Genomic DNA, 24,877 nt, shown 5'->3' with positions numbered 1-24,877 from the left:
TTACACCTTATCCTTTCTTATCACAAACAATGCCTGTCCAAGTGCCGACTGCGGAGCATCAGCATCAGGTATCGCTTTCCACGTTATATTGTCAAATCTGTTGAACAGTTCTTCCCAGTCGCTCTGAGTGTAGAATACCTGTCCTTTTTCATCGCGTACATCTTCGGGAGCTGTCATCATGAACGACTGTGATATCATTATCTCCAGCGATTCCCTTACAGCTTCGACCATAAGGAAAATTCCGCCTTCTTTAAGAGCATCTATGATATCCTTCATGGTCTTATAGGTATCCTTTGCATTATTTATAACGCCGATGGCGATTATTGCATCAAAGCTCTCTGCACCTGCTCCCTGCTCATCGAAACGCTTATCAATGTCAAATATCTCATACCTTATAAAATCATACTTAGAAAATGTATTCTTTGCCTGACCAAGGAAATACTGCGACAGATCAGTAAAGACATACTCCTTATCGCCTGCACTTTCAAGCTCCCTGAGTATGCTGTGAGTTGTTGCACCTGTACCTGCACCAAGTTCAAGTATCCTCAGCTTATCTGCTCTGTATTCACCGAGCCACTGCCTGAGATCTTCCGCAGCACTGCTGTTCATATACTTTGCAACGGTAGTCTCCATATAAAGATCATTTGCAAGCTGCATACTTCCTTCCTTGAACAGAAGAAGTGTCGGATTCTGAGTGCCGTCCATAAGGCTGTGTATCTTCTCGGCATTGTCGCGGAAATATTCGTATACCGAAACAGGTCCTAAGTACTGCTCCCAGTAGAACTTAGCCTCGCGCCACGCCTTCTGATAATTCCTGTCATCTTTCCTGACAGCGAGGGTGTAATATGCTCCGTCTCTGTATGTGAGATATCCGTGCTCCACAAGATTATCCAGCCAGATACCCATAAGCTTATAGTGCTGCTCCAATGCTCCCGACTTCTTGCATATCTCATCTTTGCTGTGCCCGATATTCTTATCCGCAAACAGTCCCTTTGAGGAATACGCCCACATCATTGTTTCAAGGCAGGCAATGTCCATCTTTTCAAGAGCTTCCGTGATATCAGCCTTTGTCGGAGCTTTATCGGCGATAACAGCTCTTTTCAGTTCAAACGCCGACAGCTTATGTGCAGGGTCAGATACCGACGATTCGGGATAACCTATGGCAACGGTCACAGCTTTCCATTTATTTGCGCATATCAGGAGCTGCTGCATATCAATGTCATATTCCTGCCGCTGGACATCTCCCCTGATGACATCGGCAAGCTCAGCCAGCTCTTTGCCGATAGCTTCGCACCACAGCTCGGAAAGCTGCTGTGCAAGGGTAGCATTTCCGCTTTCCTTTATAGTCTCTATCGGAAGCTTACCAAGCTCCTCGGGAGCATTATCAGCAAGTCCGCGTGGGATATCATCTCTGTCAGGCATGACAAGAGGATTTTTCCACAGTATATCTCCATGATCGTCAGATAATATGATGCTGCCCTGATCTGTCCACACAGTGATATTGTGCAGGAGGAGCATATTCTGATCGTCCGCGAGCCTGTCGGTTCGGTTATACACCTTCAGCAATACCATTATGCTGCCTACCTTTATGTTCACCGACGAGAAAGGACCTGTTTTGCCGAGAATGTCCACAGATGTGATGTATCCCGAATCGGAAAGCATCTTAGTGAGTATATGTATCGCAGGGAAAAGCACCTGTGAAGCGCAGGTCATTTCGACCATGAGCACCTCTGAGTGGCTCAGTGCCGTTTTGACCGCTTTCATCATTGCACTTATCTGCTCCATGTATACATAAAGATCTCCGACACTGTATATCACCTTATTTTTTACAGCAAGTCTGTAGCAATCCTGTATGTCTTTCTGATGAACAGGCTGTTCCTGTATTACATTTATTTTTCTTTCGATAAGCTTTTTTGCTATATCTGTTCCTGATTTTCCGAAAACGGACGAACCTACCACAACGCAGGCAAGCTCTATATCATCGGGAAGCTCCTCAACGCTGCTGTACAGCGGAACTCCGTAATGCTCAGCGCATTTTCTGCTTCTTTCGCTTCCGCCTGCGAGTATTCCCGCAAGTTCAAACACATCACTGCGCTTTTTTACAGCTTCAAGGTAAAATTGTCCGAATCTTGTACCGCATACTATTACTTTCATGTATCGACCTCTATTTCACTCAATCCATATTTTTTCAGATCATTCAAAAAACACTGCGGCTGAACTGCCTCATCAGACCTCAATGCACCGACGCTGCCGCTGTCGAGAACATGATCGGCAGTAAGTGCTGCTATTATGCCTGTGAAAACATTCCAGTCCTTTTGAGCTTTGAATGATGTTTTTTTCTTTGTAAAAATGCCGTCCTTGTAGCCTTTTATCTCAGCCCGCAGGAATGTTAGCTCCTTATCACTGCGCTCCTCATAGAAATGCTGCAACTCTGCAAGACGTGCTTTTTTTCCCTCGCTGTCGTTTTTCTCCTCGTATTCTGCAACCTCCATGAGCTTGTTAAGGAATTTTATGTCAGGATATGTGTTATAGAACCTGTACTTATCCATTTCAAGCTCGTCACAAGCTCTGTTGAATTCGGCAACATCAAGCTCATATCCGCACCTGTTTTCGGATATCTCGTAGAAGAACTTGTCTCTTATGAATTCCTTTCTTTTTCCGTTGACAGATCCTGTTGTGATCTCACTTCCGATATCAGCAACAGCATTAAACGAAAGCTTTCCTTCGCCTGCAAAATACAGCTTTGCTTCAAGAGCTTCATCAAAGTATTTTTCGGCAGCATATCTCGTGACTATCTCGGTGAGCCCCGGAAATACTCCTGCCGATGAGACAGCCGCAAGCTTTTTTTCGCGCAGTTTGCTGTCCTGCGCGGACAAAAGCTTTATAAGCCTTTGTCCGCCTGCGGGATCAACATAAAAAGTACCTGTTTCTATGCAAGCCTTCAGCACTATGTCACCTATAAGCTCGGACGGTCCTGCACAGTTTATAACGATATCGCAGTCACGGCAGAAGTCTTCGAGCTTTCTGCTGTCAAAGATATCAACTGCGTGTATCGCAGCTTTCCCCTGAAACATTTCCTCCGCTTTGTCGGTATTGCGAACACCGAGATGCACGTCATATTTTTCCATTCCGATCAGTGTCTCGGCAGCAGCTCTGCCGACATGACCCGTCGCACCGAGAAGTCCTGCCCTAATCTTATTGTCAGATCGTTCCTTCAACATATTCTGTTCCTACTTTCTCTTGTATATTCAGTTTTACGATCTCTGTCAGCTTTTCAACGGTCGGATTGTCAAACAGTTCAGGCAGCGTTATCTCGGAAGCAAACTCGGAATTTATAGCATGAATGACCTTCATCGCCTTCAAAGAATCTCCGCCGCAGTTAAAGAAGTCGTCATTCACCGCAGCGTTCTCGATCCTGAGAACTTCCTTCCAGATATTGATGATACGCTTTTCATCATCAGTTGCTTCACGCTGCACCGCCTTAACTGCCGAAGCTCCTCTTTCCACCCATGTTGCACGTAATGCCTTTCTGTCAACTTTTCCGTTTGCAGAGAGCGGTATCGTATCAACGCTTCTGACCTCCGACGGCATCATATATTTCGGAAGCATATGCCTGAGCTTTGCGGACATACGCTCGCTGTCAAAGTTATATACAGTCTCGGGAGCTCTTGCGATAATGCATCTCTGGGTTGCAGCAACATTCTCATCAGGGAATACTGCTTCTGTTCTGAATCCATGCTTTTCAAGCAGTTTCACCCACTCGTCAAGACTGAGGAGCGCATTTCCTGTTTCCCTTCTCATATCCTTCAGACCTGTATAAGCCTTCTCAAAGTGATATGTTGTAAGGAGCTGGAGCGCGTAGTTCTCAACTATTTCATTTATGACAAGTACACCCGACGGAACAAGCGTATTCCTTATCTGTTCAAGAGTGATATCAAGATCGTCCGAACGATGTATGGAATTATCTGAAATTATCATATCAACAGAATGAACATTTATATCCTGTGAAGCAAAGTCCTTGTTCAGATCAAGCCGCCTGAATGAGATATCCTCACTTTCCGCAGCTGCTTTTTCTCTTGTCTCAAGGAAGCTTGATGATGCATCTGTAAAGATGTAGCTTCCTCTGCTGCCAAGTGCAGCAAGATACGTGCTTGTGTTGTCATTCACTCTGCCCGCCAGTTCCATAACAACTGTACCGTTTTTCTTTTCTGAATATGCCGCGATGCTTCTTCCCACCGCATCAGCATAGACTGTATCATTTCTCTGGAATCTGCCGATATAAGCAGGAAGTATCATACTCCTGCCTTCGCTTATAAGGTCATAGACATTTATCTTTCCTGTGATAAGTCCCAGCTGAGTATCAGTCTCGCTCATCATATTATCGTAGAATTCCCTTATTATGCCCAACGAAGGTATTTCAGCAAATGCATGAGTATTCACAGCTTTTATCCACTGCTTCATGAGCTTTGAATATATTTCATCAAGGTCAAGCTTTTCAACATCATTTTCACTGCCTGTATAAGGAACATTCTTCTCGCCGAACAGTCTTTCAAGAACTGCTTTCATTACGGTACACGCCGCATTATCAAGCTCCTGACAATATTCAATGCTCTCGTTGAACTGTTTAGCTTCGCTGACGATATCAGCAAAACTTGCTTTGATATCAGCTGTTGCGGTTTCAGCATTCTCCTTCTGTATATCAAGGAACTCATTCCCTTCATTCTTTTCAAGGAGAACGTCCATATATATCTTGTTGTCAACGATATGTGCAACTGCTCTGCTGACACCATCAAGACGCATTGCGGTATGTTCGATATCTTCAAGCTCGATACGGTATCCGTTAAGCTTTATCTGATTGTCGTCTCTTCCGAGGAACTTCATGCAGCCGCTGCTGTAATAGCTTCCGAGATCACCTGTCTTGTAAAGACGTATGCCTGTTTCGGGGTGAACGATGAATTTTTCATCTGTTATCTCACGATTATTGTAATATCCTCGTGCAAGTCCCCTGCCTGCGATATAAAGATCACCTGTAACATAGTCGGGAGAAGGTTCAAGGCGCTCGTTGAGTATATAGAACTGCTGATTTGCCAGAGGATAACCATAGGGTATGCTCTTCCATGAACTGTCAACTTTATCTATAATGTAATAATTCGACCAGATGGAAGCCTCTGTAGCTCCGCCAAGACTTATCATCTCAGCATTCGGCAGACTTTTCCTGAGCTTATCAGGAAGCTCAACAGGTATCCAGTCTCCGCTCATCATAACATTTTTCAGTGAAGCAATACCTGTATTCTTCATCTCAAGATATTCCTGCATCATTTCCATAAGTGCAGGAACAGTATTCCATACCGTTACATTGTATTTCTGTATAAGCTCCAGCCAGTGCTGAGGATCCTTGCTTCCTGCATCGTCAGGTATAACGACAGCGCCGCCTGCTGCCCACATTCCGTAAATATCATATACAGAGAGGTCAAAGTTCAGATTTGATATAGCTATCGCTCTGTCGTCATGTCCCACGCCGAATCTGTTATTCACATCGACAATGGTATTAAAAGCTGCACCATGCTCTATCATAACGCCCTTTGGCTTTCCTGTAGTACCTGATGTGAAGATAACATATGCAAGAGAATCAACATCAGGACGCTTCATGTATACTTCATCTGTCCAGTTTACGATATCATCATCTACAACTATCTTATTGCCTGTAAAGCCGTCAACTTTCGCTGTTCTGTGAGGCTGAACAATAAGCGAAGCTACATTTCCCTCCTCGAGTATCTCCTTTATCCTCTCTCTCGGGAACTTAGCATCTATCGGGAGATATGCAGCTCCTGACATGATGATGCCGAGAGTTGAGATGACCTGTTCATAGCCCTTGTCCATTACAACAGCTACGAGCTCATCTTTTTTCACGCCGATATCTGCAAGACGGCGGGCTATCTTTCCTGCGCACTCATAGACAGTATCATATGTGAACTGCTTATCTGAGGTTATTATCGCAGGTGAATCGCCGTATTTCTTTCTGGATCCTTCAAAAAGATCATAGAGAGTTCCGATCGGTATATTTTTAGCTGTATTGTTGGCTTTTTCACGAGCTGAACAGTCGATGCTAATCATACCGCTCATATCCGATGACTTCCATAAGCTGCTGTCCTCAGCAAGCTTTTCCACCAGAGTACTGTAGCACCTGAACATATCATTTATCATATCAGGATAGAAGATATCATCGAGTATATCCCATGAAGCGACTAATTCTCCGTCCTCCTCACGTATCTGATGATCCAGCCATACCTGCGGAGTCTGTGATATGCCGTAGTTTATCTTGCCGAGGTATACGTTCTGTTCGCTGTCCTCGTTGTCCATGCCGATACCGCTTGTAAATACCACAGGCATTGCTATCTCTTTGCTGCTCTGATGATACTTGTTATACTCTCTTTCAACTTCAACACCGCTGACATTTGAGTGCTTCATCTCGTTCCACAGCGTCTGCTGTATATCAAGGCAGCTGCTGATAAAGCTTTTCTTCTTTCTGAGATCAGCTTCAACAAGTATAAGTGAAGTAAAGTCACCGATAAGCTTTTCAACGTCCTTGTTTATATGCTCCTTGCGGAAAAGTGTGAGATTAAGTGTGAAATGGTATGATCTGCTCCATTTTCCAAGTATCTCCGAGAAAGCGGCAAGCATCACGCTTGTAGGAGTTACGCCGTTGTCCTTTGCATTTTTTCTCAGCTTGTCCCATGAGGTCTTACCAAGTCTGAATTCCAGTCTGCGGTACTTCTGCTCGGTAAGTGACGAAGGATCGCATTTAAGCGCGAGCTGCGGTGCCTGCGGAAGTTCCTTCACTCTTTCGCACCAGTAATTCAGAGAGTCTTCGTATTCAGGCAAAAGCTTTCTCTTTTCAGTCTCGATAACATAATCCCTGAATGAGAAATCGGAAGGCTCGGCTTCGATAGTTCTGCCGTCATACAGTGCCTTCCACTCCTTCATGATATGGAACATACTGAATCCGTCATAAATGATATTGTCGAAATTGATATGTACTTTGTCCTTGTCGACATAACGTGATATGCACACATGAAAAGCAGGCCAGTTCTTGCTGTCAAAGCGGTAATGGGACATACTGTTCCTCATTTCAGAGAGCAGCTCTTCTTCTGACTTGCACAACTCCTGTGCTGAGAAAACAGCTATCTTGTACTCCGGAACTTTTTTGAGTACCTTCTGTCTCTGACCGTCGGGGAGAACTACTGCCCTCATCATGCTGTGCATTGAAATGAGCTCATTCCATGCCTTTTCAGCCTTTTCGATATCAAACTTTTCGCAGTCGAGCTCGAAATAGCAGTGGTTGGATATGTCTCCCAGCGAATATGCGCCTGTACGTCCCAGCCAGTAGGACTGCTGGATATCAGTGAGTGGGAACGGATGGTACTTGTTTAACGGATCGCCCTTCGCATATGTTTTTTCGCCTGCGCCAACCTGTCCTGCGTTATCTATCTCAGCTGCCTGATCTTTAAGAACGGGATTATTGAAAACAGTCTCAATGCCTATCTTCTTATGCAGGAGCTCTTTTGCTTCGGTGATGATATGCATTGCAAGCAGCGAATCGCCGCCGAGAACAAAATAATTGCTGTTGCGTCCGACAGTATCGACCTTGAGGATCTTTTTCCATATCTCGGCAAGCTTCTTTTCGGTATCGGTTACAAGAGGCTCAACTGCTGACACTTCATTTACGATATCAAGCTTGTCGAGCATCGAGATCAATGCCTTTCTGTCAACTTTGCCGTTTACGGATATAGGAATATCCCTGATGATCTTGAATAGATTAGGTATCATATATTCAGGAACAGATCTCCTCAGATGTTCCTGCAATTGCTCTTTGGTTACCTGTGCAGCTGCCTTTTTTGCGTAGAAATTAACGGAATACTCGCATATCTTTTCTGTATTGTACGCAGCAAATCCCGTAAAGCCGAGTTTCTCGATAATGCTCTTCCATTCTTCGCCGCTTCTGAGACAAAGCTCCTCATTTCCGTCATTGAGCAGCGATGCTGTTATAAGCTGCATTTTCATATCCGCAGAGCGTTCGAGTACAATAAGGATACCGTTATCGTTAAGGCAGTCATAAGCCTCGGAAATAATATCGGGATATGTCAGGTATTTGTGCAGAACATTATCAAGGATAACGTAATCATAGTAAGATTTCCTGATCTCTTCCTTGCCTCTGTGGATATAATTTATATCTCCGCAGTCTGAAAGTTCGTTCTTGTACTGTTTTATAAAATACAGTGAACTGTCAGCAGCAGTGATATCCGCATTTTTAGCACTCAGTTTTCTTATGAAAGCTGTATCACGGGGATCGACAAAGAGTATGCTTTTCTTTCTGCCGTGAGAAAGCTCGTTAATATGCTCGGCGACTGCATCTCTTGTACGCGACACAGCAGGGAATCCGTTAAGTATTTTCTCAGGAGCAGTAATGTCCTCGGCTACAAGAAGCTCTGTGCTCCTTATATTCCCGCGCACAACGTCCGGCGACTTATCTGCATAAGCTTTAAGGATACTGTTAGCTGCTTCGGTATGCTTTTTACCTGAAAGTGAGTATTTTCCGTTTTCATGTCTGAGGTATCCACTTTCGGCAAGCACCTCAGCCCACTTTTTCACAAGTCCCACAAACTTTGGCAGAGCACCTGCTCTTTCCGTCATCTCATCTTCGGACAGCTTTTCATTCTCATGAATGATATCCATATTCTCGAATATCTTTTCAATATAGTACTCGGCTTCCGAATCAAGTCTGCTCTTGCAGTCTGAATAAGCTGCACTTTCTTTTTCGGCTTCCCCGCTGTTCATAATTTCAGTTACCGACAGTACAGGCAGCTCCTTGTCGAGTGTTCTCGGAACAACAAATGCTGCAAGGTGATTGGTGTTTTCCTTGTCCTTTTTAGTGACCACGACAACTTTTTCCACATCGGGGTGACTGCTGAGTACAGTTTCAATCTCACCAAGCTCTATTCTGTGACCTCTTACCTTTACCTGAGAATCGCGTCTGCCAAGGAACTCGATAATGCCGTCTTTCCAGAACCTGCCCATATCGCCTGTTTTATACCAACGAATACCGTTCTCAACAATGAACTGCCTGTCCGTTAGCTCCTTGTTTCCGATATATCCCTTTGCAACGCCAGCACCGCCTATAAGCAGCTCGCCCTCGGCATATGCAGGGCAATCGCTGCCCTTCTCATTCACTATCCTGTACGCCTGATTATTAAGTGCGAAGCCATACGGTATGCTTTTCCACTCAGCAGGTATATTTTCCTCAACTTCAAAATAATTCGACCATATGGAAGCTTCGGTAGCTCCGCCAAGAGATATCATTCTTGCGTTCTCGGATACGACTTTGAGCTTTCCGCGCAGATCAAGTCCTATCCAGTCACCTGAAAGGAGAACTATCCTCAGCGAAGGCAGAGCAGTTTCCGTCATATCCGCAGCTATCATAAGCATATCACAGAGCACAGGAACACTGTTCCATACAGTAACATTATACTCATTGACCAATTCTGCCCAGCGCTCGGCATTTCTGTCGATCTCATCAGAAATAACAACAAGACTTCCTCCTGCCGTGAGCATACCGAATATATCATATACAGAAAGATCAAAGTCTGTTGCAGATACACCGATAGCCGTATCGCCGCTGCCTATATCATATTTTCTGTTCACATCATAGATAGTATTCAGAGCTGCCTTGTGGGATATCTCAACGCCCTTCGGTACGCCCGTTGAACCCGACGTGAATATGATATACGCTGTATTATCGCCGTTAATCGGATCTATCGCAGCTCCTTCGCGGCATATCATATCATCTATCGTGAAAAGCTCGGTATTATCAGGAACACTTATGCCGCTGTCGCGCGAAGATATAACATATCTTACGGAAGCCGTATCGAAGATATACTTTCGGCGGTTTTCAGGCTGTTTGCGGCTTATGGGAACATATGCACCGCCTGCCGCGATAACGCTTAATATCGCAGTTATCTGTTTTATGCCTCTTTCCATGCATACAGACACGCATTCGCCTTCTCTTATGCCCTTTTCATTTAGAAATGCAGCTGCCGCGCTTACATCTGATATGAGCTCTCCGTAAGTGACCTTTCTTCCGCTCACTGCATCAATAAGAGCGGTCTTTTCGGGTGTTCTCTCTGCATTTTTCAGAAGTCCGCTTATCAGTCCGTATCCGGAAGCTTCAACTTCTTCATCGGGAACATATCTGAGTTCGGGGATATGATACAGTGTTTTCAGCTCTGGAACAATATCCCAGTTCTTCTCGTCTTCTGCGAGCCACAGGAAGAGCTGCTCCAGCGAGTAAAACATATCGTCGATCATGCCGTCAGGAAACATTGCAGGAACATGATCCCAGATAAGGTGCATACCGCCGTCCTTGTCAAAGCACTGGAAGTCTATCCATATCTGCGGAGTCTGAGAGAGCATATATACGTCCTTGCCGAATGTTTCCGTGAACTCATGCGAGAACAGCTCATCGCCTGTATTGCAGGCAAATACAACAGGAGCATATACTATGCCTGTTTTTGCTTTTTTAGCAGCATCTCTGAGTACTTTTACAGCTGAGTATCTGCTGTACTCGGTATCACGCCTGAAACCGTCCTGATTTCGTCTGACCTGCTCTGCAAAGGTAAGTCTCTCACTGTAATCCACGCCCACAAGTATCAGGTTTGAAAAATCAGCAACAGCTCGGTTTATGTTGCTGAGATACTCGGGATTTCTGTCAAAGAGAGGCATATTGATAACGAATTTATCATCATTGCTCCATTTATTGAGCACATAGCCGTATACGCTCATGAGTATCATTGCAGGAGTAAAATCACGTTCTCTTCCGATATTGCATATCCTGCTCCACTTCTCAGCGTTTATCCATGTCTCTTTTCTTCTGAACTCAGGTCTTGCATTTTTATCAAAGCTTGATGATACAGGAAGATCCGGTGTGAATTTATGAGCTTCAAGACGCTCTTCCCAGTATTTCCTGCACTTTTCCCCATCATACTTTTCATTGTTCTTCGCTTCAAGGTATTTCTTGAATTCGAGGAGATCTCTTTTTTCAAGTGTACCAGGCGCGTTATAAGCCTTTTCAAGATCTCTCAGAATGATGCGGATACTCTCTACATCAGCAACGATAAGGCTGAAATCAAAGTGTATATGATAAAGCTCGTCATTCAGCACCGTTACTTCAAGTCCCATAACATCACCATGTTCAATATCAAGAACATTGTGCGAAAGACGCTTTCTTACAGCTTCACATTCCGAAGTCTTTTCGGCTTCGCTTTTACCTCTGAGATCATTGACCCTGATACGCTTTTCCTGAAAGCTCTCGGGGATCTCCTGTGTACCGTCGCTGTTGAACACAGCATGGAGCATACCATGTGCAGCCCTCACCTCATTGAATGCAGCTTCAAGGCGGCTTACCGAGATATTACTGCATTCAGTCTCTATATAAAGGTGACAGTCGTTGCCGCCAAGATATTGTCCCTCATTTCTTCCTACCCAATACGCATACTGGATATCCGTAAGCGGAAACGGACTGTGATCCGTCACTGTCTCGGCAGCAGCTTTCTTCTTTTTTCTCATCTTCTTTTCGGAAATGAGCTTTTCCCATGCCGACAGTGTCGGCGAGGAGATAAGCTTTGTAAAGGAGACATTATACCCCTCTCTCCTGAATTTTCCTGCGAGAGACATTATCTGTATGGAATTGAGACCTGCTCTCACAAGGTCAATGTCTTCCGAAGATACGGACAAGGGAATATACTCTCCTATCACATTTATGATATCATTTCTGGTCATTTATTCTTCTCCTTATTCTCTAAAAAATCGCATATATCAGCCATTACCTCAACGTCAAGCCTGCCTTTTTTGCCGCGTACCCTTGTGACCATATGTCCGTGTCCGTCTATAGTCCTGAATACAGCATTTTTATTCTTTATCTGCTTCTCTTTTGCAGAGATACTAACTTTCCACGGAGCTGTCCTGTCATCTTTGCTGTGATAGATCAGTGCCCTGACACCTGATCGTTCAATTCCTCCAACTGCTGTATATTCGCCTATCTTGCCGAAAACTTTATTTTCATAGACCGTATTGCAGAAATTGTAGAATCCGAATATAAATTTCAGTATAATATTATCGAACATAGTGAAAAACTCTCTGCCGCTGTTTATTCCCGAAAGCGCAGTCACTGCCGACACACGTTCATGCTTGTTATTCATAACAGCTGTGACAGCATATGCACCGAAGCTGTGACCGACAAGCTGAATGTCCGCATCTTTGAACCTTTCATCACGCTCCACTGAAACAAGCACGTTCTCAAGATCAACTATCCACTGCGGAAAACCGATCATTGATTTTCCGCCTGATTCTCCACAGGCAGTATAATCAAATGCCAGCACTTGATAGCCTTTGCTAACTAAATGACATATCTCATACAGGTACGAACGGTGTGTGACCCCCACTCCATGTGCAAATACCAAAAGCTTGTCGGTTCTGCTGTTTCTTTTGTGATAAAGATAGGTCGCAAGCTCAGCCGCAGATGACCTTACCTTGCCTTTTTCGTATAAAAGGTCGGGAAAATCCTCTTGATGCGGCTCATTTTCTCCGTTCACACGTTTTCCGAAACGCATTTTGTAGTTCATGAAAAAGCTCAGGAAAAGCAGTAAAAATATACCTATTACGACCAATAACACGATCAATAATATCCTCAGCATACTCCCTCACCTTTTTTCACAAGGCTCATGGCAAGTTTTTCAAGTTTGAACTTCTGCACCTTTCCACCTGGAGAATACTCAAATGCATCAACTCTGAAAAAATACTTGGGTATCTTGTATTTTGCTATCTTTCCGAACAGACTGTTCCGCACATCGGCAAGGTCGATATCATTACCTGCGGTCTGTACAAAAGCTGCTATCTCTTCACCGTATACCTTATCCTTTACTCCAACGACCTCAGCAACTATAACTCCGTTATATTCCTCGATCTTTTCGCTTATTTCATCGGGAGCGATATTATATCCGCCCTTTATGATTATATGTTTTTTCCTTCCGATGATAGTGAAATATCCCTCTTCATCAACGTAGCCGAGATCTCCGCTGTGAAGCCAGCCGTCGCTGTCTATGGTCTTTGCAGTCATTTCGGGGTCTTTATAGTATCCCTTCATAACATGGTAGCCCTTTGTGACGATCTCTCCGACCATGCCCGCAGGAACTTCATTGTTGTTTTCATCGACTACCATTATGACCATATTGTCAAAGCTCTTGCCGACAGTGGTCAGCTGTCTCCTTTTATCTGTATCAAGCACAGAGATAGTGCAGCCGCAGCTCATTTCCGTCATTCCGTAGATACCTGTGATATATTCAAGTCCGAAGGAATCGTGAATATCTCTCATAAGCGCCTCAGATGATATAGCTCCGCCGATAACAGCCTTTTTCACACTGGAATGATCGTATTCTGCGAATTCGGGCAGATTTATCATATTGATGAACATTGTGGGCACACCCATCATCATCGTAGCCTTGTATTTTTCAACCGCTGAGAGCATCTTCTGAGGTGTATAACAGTCTATGGTCAGCAGATGTGCTCCCGAGATAAGTGTCATGAGTATTGCAACAACTGTTCCGAAGGTGGTGAAAAGAGGCAGCGGTGTGCAAAGCTTTTCGCTGCTGTCCATTCCCATTCCGTGAACAGCATATCGGCAGCTGTTTATTACAGCATACTGTCTCAGCATTACTCCCTTAGGGTCAGCAGTCGTACCCGATGTGTACATTATCGCATAAAGATCGTCACTTGTAACGCTGTCCGAAACTCTGCGCATATCCTCAGCAGATACAAGGGAAGCATACTCGGTAAAGGCGTTCCACCTTACGAAATTTACTGCTCTGTCCTCGGAAAGCCTGTCATCAGCAAGTACAACGCGCTCCAGAAGAAGATCCTCATTCTGCTCCGACCATGCCTGCTGAACAAGTTCCCAGTTCTGCTTGTCACGGAAGCAGGAATCAAGGAACAAGTTTTTTATATCCGCGTGTCTGAGAACGCGGCTTATTTCAGAAACATAGTAATTTACATTTATGGGAACAACCACGATGCCGATCTTTGCAGCTGCAAGAATGAGCTCAACATATCTTATACCGTTCTCGCACATTATACCTATATGGTCGCCTTTTTTCAGTCCTGAACCAAGCATGGCTCTTGCGATGATATCGGTGCTTTCGGAAAAATCGCCATAAGTTACCGATCTGTCATTCACAGTTTCAGTGATAAAAAATGAGTCCTTCAGTTTGTCGGAGCGATCTTTCAATATCCTGCCGATAGTAGTATCAATCAACTTTATCATTTCTGCCTCCAACATAACAATACTGGTCGATCTCCTCCATCAGTTCGCCGACATAATCCATACCCATATCGAATATAAAGAAATGACCGCCCTCAAATTCCTTTATATAGAAATCTTCGGAAGTAACCTCGCTCCAAGCCTCCATAAGCTCTTTTGTTGCGTCTTCGTCATCGGTTGCGCAATGAGCTATCACAGGCACATCGAGCATCTCTTCATGATAGCGGAAGCTGTCGTTAAGCTCGTAATCCTTGCGGATGGAAGGAAGAAGAAAATCGAGTATCTCTCTGTTTTCAAGTATCTCCTTCGGAGTCGCGTTATACCTTCTGAGCTCATCAATAAGAGCCTCATCGTCCATGTACGACTTGAATTCCCCTTCAAGCTCAACATGAGGAGCGTGTCTGCATGCCACGATAATTTCCGTTGGCTTATGACCGTAAAGTCTTGACATGAAGTCAGCAGTATAAAATGCAGCAGCAGCGCCCATACTGTGACCGAAAATAATATATTCTTCGCTGCCCACAAGCTTATCTACAGCTTCGCATAAGGACGGAGCGATTTCTGCAAAATCTGTAATGAATCTCTCACTTTTTCTCGTGCCTTTTCCTGCAAATTCTACAGCAATAAAGTTGAACTCACCTTTGATCTGCGTCCAGCTTCTGTAAACAGAGGCGCTTCCGCCTGCATGGTGAAAACATATCACTTTCAAATGCGTACTGTCATCAAGTGGATAGGTCGAGAACGGGAACCATTTTTCCCAATCTCTGTTGGTTGAATAATTACTCATAAAATCTCTCCTTATCTATTTTTAAGCATAAATGCTTATAAACAACGCAAATAGTACAATAACATTGCCGGATATTAGTACAAACTAACTCTGTATCAAAAAATAAAGCTTACATCTCAGAAGCTGTAAAACAAGCAGGTCGATAAAACTGTCAAGACGTACAGAAACAGCTGAAATCCCGCTCCGTACCTGACGTAATCACTGAATTTATATCCCACCCTCGTTGTCATTCCGATAAATCCGCAGGACAACGGAGTAAGCACAGCAAGTCCCGAAGCAAGGGTAACTCCGATAATAAACGGTCTTGCAGAATAACCGCATCTCTGAGCAAGATCAATTGCAAACGGCATTATCATCATTACTGTAGTAGTATTTGAAATGAGATTGCTTATTGCCATTGTTACAAACACGATAGCTGCCAAAAGTAAAACAGGTGATGTATTTTCAGGCAGTACAGCTGAAATATATTCACATAGATCCTGTATCCTGCCGCTCTTGTTGAGAGCATTCGCCATACCGATGCTGCACCCGAGCCATATAAGAATATTCCAGTCGATCTTCGCAAAGCTCTCCTTCTGCTTAACAGCCTTTCCGAACAAGCAGATGAGCGCTCCCACCAGTGATGCAATGCCGACCGAAACAACTCCCGTAACAAAACCTATGAGCATTGCCGCGCCTGCACAAAGAGTTACCGCACACTTTTTCCTGTCAACTTCCAGTGTTTCTTCACTGACGATAAGATCAAATCCACCGCGTGTTTTCCACATTTTCTCCCCTTTCCTATGTGAGAAAACACAGATATACAAAAGTCCAGCACATAAAATTATCGCACCCATAGGAAGAAGCTCAAACATTGATATTCCCTTTCCTGTCGCTCCTTCAGCCATTGATGAAGCTACCAGCGTCGCAGGAGCTCCGATAAGGGTACACTGTCCGCCGAGAATAGCAAGATAAATTACAGGCAAAGTAATATTCAGGACGTTGATATTCTTCAGTTCCTTTGCAAGAGTGATGCATATGACCAGCATCAGCGAGCAAACCACCTGATTGTTCAGGAACGCCGAGAGAGCTGCCGCTATTACGCCCGCAGCTATGATGATATTCTTTTCTTTTCCTTTTGAAAGAGCTGTTATCTTTCTTGCAGTCAATCTCGAAAGTCCGCTTTCCTGATAAGCTATTCCGAATATTTCCGTACCAAAAACAACAAGAACGATATCATTTGAAAAGCCCGCAAATGCCTCAGTCACACTGCAAATATCCAATGCGGCAAATGCCGTGCAGCAGGCAAGACTTACCGATGCAGCAGGAAAAATATCCACAACGAATAATACAATACATATTCCAAAAATCAATTCTACCATTTTTTAAACGTTTTCTCCTTACGAAAGTTCGTCAGTTAGCAACTGCAAACATTAAAGCTTTTTTATTTTATCACTGCTCATAATTCTTGTCAATACACTTTCGCATCATCTGCAAAAACTCATAAAAGTTTTTGCAAGTTTTATATTTTATTGTCTATTCGCAACATTATTTATCAACTTGTGTTACCACAGTCTAACTCTAATGTGTTGCGCCGTTCCTTACCTGTCAAAAGTTGTATTTATGCAGAATGCTTTACTTAGCAACAAAATATTTGTTAGATTAAACTTACAATTTGTTACTATATACAAACTTAGTGTAATCAGCATACCAAAACATTGACAAATCATATCACGAGTGCTATTATTTAATCGTTATAGAATACTAACTTATTTATCAGTATATCGCACTATGATTCGTCAGCAAAAAACAAATGAAACGGAAGGATGAAAAATGATGCCTCTTAGTTTAGCAGAACCTGAAAAAGCGTTGACTATCAAGAAGCTCGGCGGTACTCCCGAGATACGTCAGCATCTCGAAAACCTGGGATTTACTGTGGGCGGAACAGTCACGCTGATAAACGTGCTCGGCGAAAATGTCATTGTTAAGGTCAAGGAGTCCCGTATCGCTATTAGTGCAGATATGGCACGTAGGATCATGGTTTGATGGGAGTGAGAATATGAAGACACTTAGAGAAACTGCTGTAGGCTCAACAGCAAAGGTGAAAAAACTTCACGGTGAGGGCGCTATCAAGCGACGCATAATGGATATGGGTCTCACTAAAGGTACGGAAGTATTTGTCCGCAAGGTAGCACCTCTTGGTGATCCGATCGAGATAAAGGTACGCGGCTATGAGCTTTCACTCAGAAAAGCAGATGCCGAGCTTATCGAAGTCGAATAAACTTGCAGGGAACGCCTCCCGCGGCGTTCCGTATTATTTTAATTATCGGTTAGTTTTAAATAACTTGAAAGGAAGATATTAATGGAACTGCGAATAGCACTTGCAGGCAACCCGAACGCAGGCAAGACCACTCTGTTCAATGCGCTCACAGGTTCAAACCAGTTCGTCGGAAACTGGCCCGGAGTTACAGTTGAGAAAAAGGAGGGAAAGCTGAAAAAACACAGCGATGTCATCATCACTGACCTTCCCGGCATCTATTCATTGTCGCCATATACTCTCGAAGAAGTCGTTGCAAGAAATTACCTCATCGAAACAAGACCCGACGCTATACTCAACATCATCGACGGTACCAATCTGGAGAGAAACCTCTACCTCACAACTCAGCTTGTTGAGCTTGGTATACCGGTTGTACTTGCAATAAATATGATGGACGTTGTCAACAAAAACGGCGACACTATCAAGATCAACGAACTTTCCAAACAGCTCGGCTGCAAGGTAGTCGAGATATCCGCTCTTAAAGGCACGGGCGTTGACGAAGCAGCAGAAGCTGCAATAAATGCTGCTAAAAACAGCAAGACCGTTCCCCAGCATACATTCAGCGGACCTGTTGAACACGCAATCGCTCACATTGAGGAAGCCATTCTCCACGATATGCCCGAGGAGCAGCAGCGCTGGTACGCTATCAAGGTCTTCGAGCGTGATGAAAAGGTGCTTGAAATGCTGAGTATCCCCGAAAATGTGCAGAAGCACATCGAAGAGGATATAGTGGCTGCCGAAAAGGAGCTTGACGACGATGCAGAGAGCATAATCACCAACGAGCGATATGTTTACATAGCTGACGTTATCAAGGCTTGCTACAAGAAGAAAAATGCGGGAAGCCTTACTGCTTCCGACAAGATAGACAAGATCGTTACGAACCGCTGGCTGGGACTTCCTATATTTGCGGTGATAATGACCCTTGTATACCTCATTGCCATGAAAGGTCCCGGTGCATGGGCTACCGACTGGACTAACGATAACCTTTTCAGCGACGGCTTCCACCTGTTCGGTATCGGTTCATCTGATTATTCCGAGATCGCTGATGAGTATGCCGGAGCTCAGCAGATAATTGACGCCTATGATGCTTACGTTGAGGAAAACGGCAGCGCTCCCGAGGGAGAGTTCACGTATTCCGTTGAAGACGAGGAAACTCTTGAAACAACTGACGAAACAGCAACTATCGAAGATTATGAGAACGCTCTTGCAACAGTCGAGAAGATAGGCGACGAGCCCGATCCTGCCGACTACGGCGTATTCGTACCAAGTATCCCTTCACTTGTTGAGAGCGGTCTCGACAAGGCAGGCGCAGCCGACTGGCTCAAGGGACTTATCATCGACGGCATCATTGCAGGTGTTGGCGCAGTTCTCGGCTTTGTTCCGCAGATGCTCGTACTCTTCTTCCTGCTTGCCTTCCTTGAAGCCTGCGGATATATGGCTCGTATAGCATTCGTACTCGACCGTGTGTTCAGAAAGTTCGGTCTCTCGGGCAAGTCCTTCATTCCTATGCTCGTCGGCGTAGGCTGCGGAGTTCCCGGTATCATGGCATCAAGAACCATCGAGAACGAGCGCGACAGACGTATGACCATCATCACTACCACATTCATTCCCTGCGGCGCTAAAGTACCTTTCATCGCAATGATCGCAGGAGCTATCTTCGGCGGCTCGCCAATAATTTCCGTATCGGCTTACTTCATAGGTATGGCTGCTATCATCATATCGGGCATCATGCTCAAAAAGACGAAAATGTTCTCAGGTGAGCCTGCACCATTCGTTATGGAGCTCCCTGCTTACCATATGCCTACACTCAGCAATGTTCTCCGCTCAATGTGGGAGCGCGGCTGGTCATTCATCAAGAAAGCAGGTTCTATCATACTCATCTCCACTATCGTTGTATGGTTCCTGTCACGTTTCGGAACAGTTGACGGCAGCTTCGGTATGCTGGAAGAGGATCAGCTCGACAGCTCTCTCCTTGCAGCATTCGGTTCACTTATCGCATGGATATTCGCTCCTCTTGGCTGGGGCAACTGGCAGGCAGCCGTTGCTTCTATCACAGGACTTGTGGCAAAGGAGAATATCGTCGGAACTATGGGCGTTCTCTATGGCGGCGGCGACGGCACCGTTTGGCAGAATATCGGCGCTGTATTCACAAGCATCACAGGATTTTCCTTCCTCTTGTTCAACCTCCTCTGCGCTCCGTGCTTCGCAGCTATCGGTGCCATCAAGCGTGAGATGAACAACGCTAAATGGACTGTATTTGCTATTATTTATCAGTGCGGATTTGCTTACGCTATTGCACTTATGGTAACACAGTTCGGCGGACTTTTCACAGGCGATGCCAATATCATCGGCGTTATCGCAGCAGCTCTGATACTCATATTCATGTGCTATATGCTCTTTGTTAAGAAGTACCATGAGGCTTCAAAGTTCAAAGGCAATATAAAGGTAAAGGCGTGATAAAAATGATCGCATGGTTAACTGCAAACCTTGGAACTATCACGGTATCTTTGGTACTTATCGCCATAGTTTCACTTATCATCGCAAAGATGATAAAAGATAAGAAAAGCGGAAAAAGCACAGGCGGCTGCGGCTGCAGCTGTGAACACTGTGCGATGCATGGAAAATGTCATAAATAGTCTGAAAACGCCCTCATTTCACTCTGAGGGCGTTTATTCTCAGCAAAATTATGTTGTTTCAGCAGCCTAACGAAATTGATATTTAATATAAGCATTGAATGGCTGTATATCCCTCTGATTAGTGCATACTAACAAAAATATTTGAATGGTGATATCGCAAGTATAAAACGTAGACAAATCTTTTTTGTACACCTTGACAACTGTAAGAATTAATGCTATCATATACTTGTTATTAGATACTAACACTTATACAATCACTATGAATACATAACAGATCAGTGTTCTTATTACATAGTCCCTGATCCTGAAGATCTATTAAGATGCTTTTACCAAAGGAGGAATATATGAGCATAGTAATCGTTGGCGGCAATGACCGCATGGCAACACGTTATCAGGATATTTGCAGATCATTCAATCATAAATCAAAGGTGTTCACTCAGATGCCTGCTGACTTCGAGAACAAGCTTGGCACTCCTGATCTTATGGTGGTATTCACCGGAACCTGTTCCCATAAAATGCTGGGCGCAGTAAAAAAGAGCTCAGAAAAAAACGGCGTACCTGTTGAGCACGTTCACAGCTCAAGCGTAAGTGCTCTGAAGCAGCTGCTGTCAGGATATAAAGGAGGAAGAAATGTCCGAAGCTGAAAGATTTGCGATCGAAAAAGATATGGCATTCCACAGCGCTCCGACTCTTCTCGGAGTTAAGTGCGCGAACCTCATATCCTTTGACAGAAACGAAGACATTATGGCAGAATACCTTGATACCATCACTGAAAAACTTGACGAGATCGGACTCAGAGCATTGCAGCTCTGCAAGTGCCGCAAGCGCACACTCGTTTATGTTTACAACAGAAAAATGCTGACCGCATGGCTTGATATGCCGCAGGTCCGCCGCTTCCTCACCGAATACGGCTATGCAGACAGCATGAGCCTTGAGGAAAAGCTAGATATACTTGCAGGACGCATGGTCTGCGGCAGTTTTCCCCACGAGATCGGTGCTTTTCTCGGCTATCCCGTGGAAGATATCCGCGGCTTCATCACCAACAGCGGAAAGAACTGTCTGCTTTGCGGCTACTGGAAGGTATACGAAAACGCCGAAAAAGCACAGCAGACATTCAAGATATATGATCGTTGCAGGGATATCCTGTTCGATAGATTAAATCATGGTCTGGACTTGTTCCGGACTATAAAATATCAGGAGGAATTTTTATGAAGACAGCAGTAATTTATTGGAGTGGCACAGGCAATACCGAAGCTATGGCTAAGGCTGCCGCAGAAGGTGCAAACGCAGAACTTTTCTCTGTATCAGAATTCAGCGGCAATATATCCGACTATGACGCATTTGCTTTCGGCTGCCCTGCAATGGGAGCTGAGGTTCTTGAGGAAGACGAGTTTGAGCCATTCTTCACAAATATCGAGACATCTCTCAGCGGCAAGAAAGTTCTTCTCTTCGGTTCCTACGGCTGGGGCGACGGCGAGTGGATGCGCAACTGGTACGACCGCACAAAGTCAGCAGGCGCAGAGCTTATCGGTGATGAGGGCTTTATCGTTAATGAAGCTCCTTCCGATGATGATCTCGCAAAGCTTAAAGAACTGGCTTCTAAACTTGCGTGAATCACACTGCGAAAATATTTTGAACAGATATTGACAAAACATTATATTTGTTGTAAAATATAAAAAATCTTTTTAAAATATTTTCCAGACAATTTAACAACAAAAGGAGTAATTTGAATGAAAAAGATAAGTTCGCTTATCAGTGCAGCGGTTTGTTTTGCTGCTGTCTCAACAGTTTCGTTTTCAGCAGTTGCTGCTGATACTGACAAGGTCTATGGTACTATGAATATTCCATATGCCGATTTCTACGCAGCAGAGCTCAGAAACGATGTGCCCGTTGACGCAGTTTCTTCCGCAACTGTTACAAAGTGGAAGGCTAATGCAACAGGACATATGGGCGATGACGGGAAATGGGTAAACGGCGGAATTTCTGCCGGCACCTTCAACGCTGCTGCTGAAAACGGCGGCGGTAAGATCCTCGGCGTTACCTATCCTGTTGAGATCGCAAAGTCAGACCTCGAAGCCCTTTCCGATAAGTTCGGATTTACAGAGCTTGCAGAAAAGCCTGCCGCTTACAAGCCTGTTACCGTCGAAAACGGCAAGGCATCTTTCGGTAAGCTTGTTGATACAGACGGTGAGGAAACTCTCAGCGGAGAAATGACAGTTACAGGTATTTCAAACTATGGTGACTATCAGATAAATGTTAAGGGTTACCCTGCAAACTGTGATATTTACGGAGTTATTGTCAAGACTAAAGAAGGTACTGACTACGGTATGCGAGCTCTCGAAAATATCTGGCGCAACGGAGCTATCTCATGGGGCGCAGGTGTAAAGGAGAAAGAGGTACACGGCAACGTTCTTTCTTCCGAGCATTACAAAAGCTCACAGGGTCAGACCATCACTGAGGTAACATTCATTACTCTCAGCGGCTACAGCACTCTTTCGGGACAGAACGGCTATCTCCCGTTAAAGTTCGCAGAAACACTTAATATCAATAACGGAAAAGCAGGCAGCGGTTCAGTAACATTTGATAACTCCGCATTCCCTGCTGATTATAAGATTAAGGGCGAAGTATCAGACGGCTTCAGCGTATCGGGAAATACTGTAAGCTATAACAATGTACTGCCGGGAAGCTATACACTTACAGTTTCTGACGAGAACGGCAAATATTCCAATATCAGAGGCAGTTTCACACTCTCTACAGAGGATATCCCCGTTAAGTATTCCGACGGAAAGCTTGTAAAAGCTGACGGAGCTTCAGATGCTGATGCTGCAAATTACCTTAAAAATATCACCGCTGTAACTGTCGGCGATAAGAAATACAATTCAGGCAGACGTGGCGTTACTGTCATCGACTCAAAGACAGGCGAGATCAAGCTTGATGCAAAGTCAGGCGACAATGCTGTATTTGACGGCTCGGGCAATTACAAGCTGACAGTCGAAGCAACAGGTTACGATAAGCCATTGGACTTTGAGATCAAGCCGCAGTCCGCTGATACTACAACTACATCTGCACAGGCAGCCACCGCAAAAACTACAACTTCAAAATCCAAGACTACCGCTTCAAAGACTACAGGAACTTCAAGCAGTCCTAAAACAGGTGTTAACGGTGCAGCACTGCCGCTTTCATTCCTTGCGCTCGCAGGAATATCGGCTGTTGCTTTAAGGAAGAAGAAAGATTGATTATTATTTCCATGATAAACTATGACCTCTGCGGCTGATGCTGCGGAGGTCAAATCCTGTTAAGAGGTATGTATTATGTTATTTCTGATATCACTTTGTGCAGCGATGCTTATCGCTTTTTGTCTTGACAAGCCCCTAAAAAAATGTCCTGCGGCATTTTATGTATCAGCAGCTGTGCTGACTATAGCTTCTGTAGTAATATCCAAGTCCGATATAACTATATCCAGCCGCATTGTCCGCGATTACGTCCTCGGTATATTCTCCCGCGGAGCTCTCGGTGCTGCATTCTGGGCAGTTGTCATGTGGGCAGGAGCTCTGCCAAACGGATCCGCTCCCATAAAAAAGATCATGCCTGTGCGCGGCGAGCTTTCCATAACAGCGGCAATCCTCACGTTTTCACATATAATCACTTACGGATTGCAGTACATCATGAATCTCATCAACGGCAGAACAGGCTCTGATTTTATCATAACAAGTATCCTTAGCCTTGCAATGGTACTTATCATGACCCCTTTGACTGTCATTTCCTTCAAGAAGATCCGCAAAAAGATGAACGCTAAAACATGGAAAAAGATACAGCGGCTCGCATACATTTTCTACGCCTGTATCTATGTCCATATACTCGTTCTGTTCATTCCAAAGGCTCAGAAAGGCAGAGATGGCTATTTCCTCAGTATCCTCGTATACAGCGCTGTTTTTATCGGTTATGCCGTAATGCGCCTCAGGAAATACTATATCATGAATAAAAAGCCCGAAAAGAAACTTGTTCCCGATACAGTCTGTGTCTGTGCATTTGCTCTCCCAATGGTTCTTGCAGGAGTCGTTGCATACAGTACCGAAACAAAGTCGGTCAAGACAGCCGCAGTCGCAGAAGAAAATGCTGCTTCCTTTACATTCACTCCCACGACTACAGCCGTCACCGAAGCTGCCTCAGCTGCAACAAGCAGCGGCAAAAAAACTTCAGAAACAATATCTGTTACAGGTCAGACTGCAAAAACCACATCCACAGAGCCTGTGACCACAAAAGAAAAAGACGAGAAAGCTTCTTCAGGCGAAGAAGAAAAACAGGAAGAGCAATCCCACAATGACGAGCCTGAACAGGAGCAGCATGAGGAAGCTCCCACAGCAGAGCCTCAGCCGACATATAAGTACAAAAACGGCGAATATGAAGGCGAAGCAGAAGGCTATGCAGGAAAGGTACACGTTAAGCTTACCATAGAAAATGATGCAATAACAAATATGTCTGCATGGGCTGACGACGACGATCCCGATTTCTTTGACGATGCCATGAATAAGGTCATTCCGCAGATAGGCGCTAAGGGAAGCGCTGACGGTATTGATGCCTGCTCAGGTGCAACATACAGCTCCAAGGGCATTATTGAAGCAGCACGAAAGGCTCTTGAAAAGGCATTGAACGTAACCGCTCAATAACATACCACCTGTAAATGAAAGATTCCCGAGCTGCGGCTCGGGGATTACTATTGCTCATAATGCTTTACAAATTTTCTGTACAGATCTATTCCACGGCAGGAGCTCTTCAAGTATATCTGGATTTGT

16 protein-coding genes are annotated in these 24,877 nt (G+C 44.5%); 9 read left to right on the top strand and 7 right to left on the bottom strand.

Translation table 11 applies throughout. The features are described 5' to 3' along the window. From K6G33_RS09490 to K6G33_RS09460, 7 genes are all read right to left on the bottom strand, one after another. A complete protein-coding gene (locus tag K6G33_RS09490) occupies positions 1–2,154 on the bottom strand; it encodes a bifunctional Gfo/Idh/MocA family oxidoreductase/class I SAM-dependent methyltransferase (RefSeq protein WP_296778745.1) in 2,154 nt (717 codons plus the stop codon). Beyond that, positions 2,151–3,221, bottom strand: a complete 1,071-nt coding sequence (locus K6G33_RS09485) for a saccharopine dehydrogenase family protein (RefSeq protein ID WP_296778744.1) — start codon at positions 3,219–3,221, stop codon at positions 2,151–2,153. The genes K6G33_RS09490 and K6G33_RS09485 overlap by 4 nt, the downstream gene beginning before the upstream one ends. Next, on the bottom strand, positions 3,202–11,832 hold the full coding sequence (locus K6G33_RS09480; protein WP_296778742.1) for a non-ribosomal peptide synthetase: 8,631 nt from the start codon (positions 11,830–11,832) through the stop codon (positions 3,202–3,204). The genes K6G33_RS09485 and K6G33_RS09480 overlap by 20 nt, the downstream gene beginning before the upstream one ends. Continuing rightward, positions 11,829–12,674 (bottom strand): alpha/beta hydrolase, encoded by an 846-nt coding sequence (locus tag K6G33_RS09475; protein WP_296778740.1) that lies wholly within the window; start codon positions 12,672–12,674, stop codon positions 11,829–11,831. The genes K6G33_RS09480 and K6G33_RS09475 overlap by 4 nt, the downstream gene beginning before the upstream one ends. A 65-nt stretch (positions 12,675–12,739) precedes the next feature. Then, a complete protein-coding gene (locus K6G33_RS09470; RefSeq protein WP_296778738.1) occupies positions 12,740–14,368 on the bottom strand; it encodes an AMP-binding protein in 1,629 nt (542 codons plus the stop codon). Next, positions 14,352–15,152 carry a thioesterase II family protein gene (locus K6G33_RS09465; protein ID WP_296778737.1) on the bottom strand — a complete coding sequence of 267 codons (801 nt, stop codon included), beginning with the start codon at positions 15,150–15,152 and terminating at the stop codon, positions 14,352–14,354. The genes K6G33_RS09470 and K6G33_RS09465 overlap by 17 nt, the downstream gene beginning before the upstream one ends. 116 nt (positions 15,153–15,268) lie before the next feature. Then, positions 15,269–16,513 carry an SLC13 family permease gene (locus K6G33_RS09460; RefSeq protein WP_296778735.1) on the bottom strand — a complete coding sequence of 415 codons (1,245 nt, stop codon included), beginning with the start codon at positions 16,511–16,513 and terminating at the stop codon, positions 15,269–15,271. 451 nt (positions 16,514–16,964) lie between these two features. On the opposite strand from K6G33_RS09460, the gene K6G33_RS09455 reads away from it, so the two are divergent. The 9 genes from K6G33_RS09455 to K6G33_RS09415 all read left to right on the top strand — a co-directional run bounded on the left by K6G33_RS09455 (position 16,965) and on the right by K6G33_RS09415 (position 24,751). Further along, complete coding sequence (locus tag K6G33_RS09455; protein ID WP_296778734.1) at positions 16,965–17,177, top strand: FeoA family protein; 213 nt, start codon at positions 16,965–16,967, stop codon at positions 17,175–17,177. A 13-nt stretch (positions 17,178–17,190) separates the two neighbouring features. Then, on the top strand, positions 17,191–17,412 hold the full coding sequence (locus K6G33_RS09450) for a ferrous iron transport protein A (RefSeq protein ID WP_028514680.1): 222 nt from the start codon (positions 17,191–17,193) through the stop codon (positions 17,410–17,412). A gap of 81 nt (positions 17,413–17,493) precedes the next feature. Next, positions 17,494–19,905, top strand: coding sequence for a ferrous iron transport protein B (gene feoB / locus K6G33_RS09445; RefSeq protein ID WP_296778733.1), 2,412 nt, complete (start codon positions 17,494–17,496; stop codon positions 19,903–19,905). A gap of 5 nt (positions 19,906–19,910) precedes the next feature. Continuing rightward, complete coding sequence (locus K6G33_RS09440) at positions 19,911–20,084, top strand: FeoB-associated Cys-rich membrane protein (RefSeq protein ID WP_296778731.1); 174 nt, start codon at positions 19,911–19,913, stop codon at positions 20,082–20,084. A gap of 344 nt (positions 20,085–20,428) precedes the next feature. Then, entirely contained in the window at positions 20,429–20,728 is a 300-nt protein-coding gene (locus tag K6G33_RS09435; RefSeq protein WP_296778730.1) for a DUF2325 domain-containing protein, read from the top strand. After that, positions 20,715–21,296: a DUF3793 family protein gene (locus K6G33_RS09430; protein WP_296778728.1), complete on the top strand. Its 582-nt coding sequence runs from the start codon at positions 20,715–20,717 to the stop codon at positions 21,294–21,296. Before K6G33_RS09435 ends, K6G33_RS09430 begins: the two co-directional genes overlap by 14 nt. After that, positions 21,293–21,697, top strand: coding sequence for a flavodoxin (locus tag K6G33_RS09425; RefSeq protein ID WP_296778727.1), 405 nt, complete (start codon positions 21,293–21,295; stop codon positions 21,695–21,697). Before K6G33_RS09430 ends, K6G33_RS09425 begins: the two co-directional genes overlap by 4 nt. 117 nt (positions 21,698–21,814) lie before the next feature. Then, positions 21,815–23,320 (top strand): hemoblobin-interacting domain-containing protein, encoded by a 1,506-nt coding sequence (locus tag K6G33_RS09420; protein WP_296778725.1) that lies wholly within the window; start codon positions 21,815–21,817, stop codon positions 23,318–23,320. Between the two features lie 75 nt (positions 23,321–23,395). Beyond that, complete coding sequence (locus tag K6G33_RS09415) at positions 23,396–24,751, top strand: FMN-binding protein (RefSeq protein ID WP_296778724.1); 1,356 nt, start codon at positions 23,396–23,398, stop codon at positions 24,749–24,751. The last annotated feature ends 126 nt before the right edge of the window (positions 24,752–24,877 follow it).

Source organism: Ruminococcus sp., assembly GCF_024691275.1.
In the GTDB taxonomy this organism is placed as follows: Bacteria; Bacillota; Clostridia; order Oscillospirales; family Ruminococcaceae; genus Ruminococcus.
Note: the sequence above shows the minus strand (reverse complement) of the source record. Positions and strands in the feature narration are given on the sequence as shown.

What these genes read in the sequence shown, in the direction of transcription:
- K6G33_RS09415 (WP_296778724.1), top strand. Translation starts at nt 23,396, where the DNA reads ATGTTATTTCTGATATCACTTTGTGCAGCGATGCTTATCGCTTTTTGT.
- K6G33_RS09460 (WP_296778735.1), bottom strand. Translation starts at nt 16,513, where the DNA reads ATGGTAGAATTGATTTTTGGAATATGTATTGTATTATTCGTTGTGGAT.
- feoB (WP_296778733.1), top strand. Translation starts at nt 17,494, where the DNA reads ATGGAACTGCGAATAGCACTTGCAGGCAACCCGAACGCAGGCAAGACC.
- K6G33_RS09430 (WP_296778728.1), top strand. Translation starts at nt 20,715, where the DNA reads ATGTCCGAAGCTGAAAGATTTGCGATCGAAAAAGATATGGCATTCCAC.
- K6G33_RS09475 (WP_296778740.1), bottom strand. Translation starts at nt 12,674, where the DNA reads ATGAACTACAAAATGCGTTTCGGAAAACGTGTGAACGGAGAAAATGAG.
- K6G33_RS09480 (WP_296778742.1), bottom strand. Translation starts at nt 11,832, where the DNA reads ATGACCAGAAATGATATCATAAATGTGATAGGAGAGTATATTCCCTTG.
- K6G33_RS09485 (WP_296778744.1), bottom strand. Translation starts at nt 3,221, where the DNA reads ATGTTGAAGGAACGATCTGACAATAAGATTAGGGCAGGACTTCTCGGT.
- K6G33_RS09450 (WP_028514680.1), top strand. Translation starts at nt 17,191, where the DNA reads ATGAAGACACTTAGAGAAACTGCTGTAGGCTCAACAGCAAAGGTGAAA.
- K6G33_RS09420 (WP_296778725.1), top strand. Translation starts at nt 21,815, where the DNA reads ATGAAAAAGATAAGTTCGCTTATCAGTGCAGCGGTTTGTTTTGCTGCT.
- K6G33_RS09425 (WP_296778727.1), top strand. Translation starts at nt 21,293, where the DNA reads ATGAAGACAGCAGTAATTTATTGGAGTGGCACAGGCAATACCGAAGCT.
- K6G33_RS09440 (WP_296778731.1), top strand. Translation starts at nt 19,911, where the DNA reads ATGATCGCATGGTTAACTGCAAACCTTGGAACTATCACGGTATCTTTG.
- K6G33_RS09435 (WP_296778730.1), top strand. Translation starts at nt 20,429, where the DNA reads ATGAGCATAGTAATCGTTGGCGGCAATGACCGCATGGCAACACGTTAT.
- K6G33_RS09470 (WP_296778738.1), bottom strand. Translation starts at nt 14,368, where the DNA reads ATGATAAAGTTGATTGATACTACTATCGGCAGGATATTGAAAGATCGC.
- K6G33_RS09455 (WP_296778734.1), top strand. Translation starts at nt 16,965, where the DNA reads ATGATGCCTCTTAGTTTAGCAGAACCTGAAAAAGCGTTGACTATCAAG.
- K6G33_RS09490 (WP_296778745.1), bottom strand. Translation starts at nt 2,154, where the DNA reads ATGAAAGTAATAGTATGCGGTACAAGATTCGGACAATTTTACCTTGAA.
- K6G33_RS09465 (WP_296778737.1), bottom strand. Translation starts at nt 15,152, where the DNA reads ATGAGTAATTATTCAACCAACAGAGATTGGGAAAAATGGTTCCCGTTC.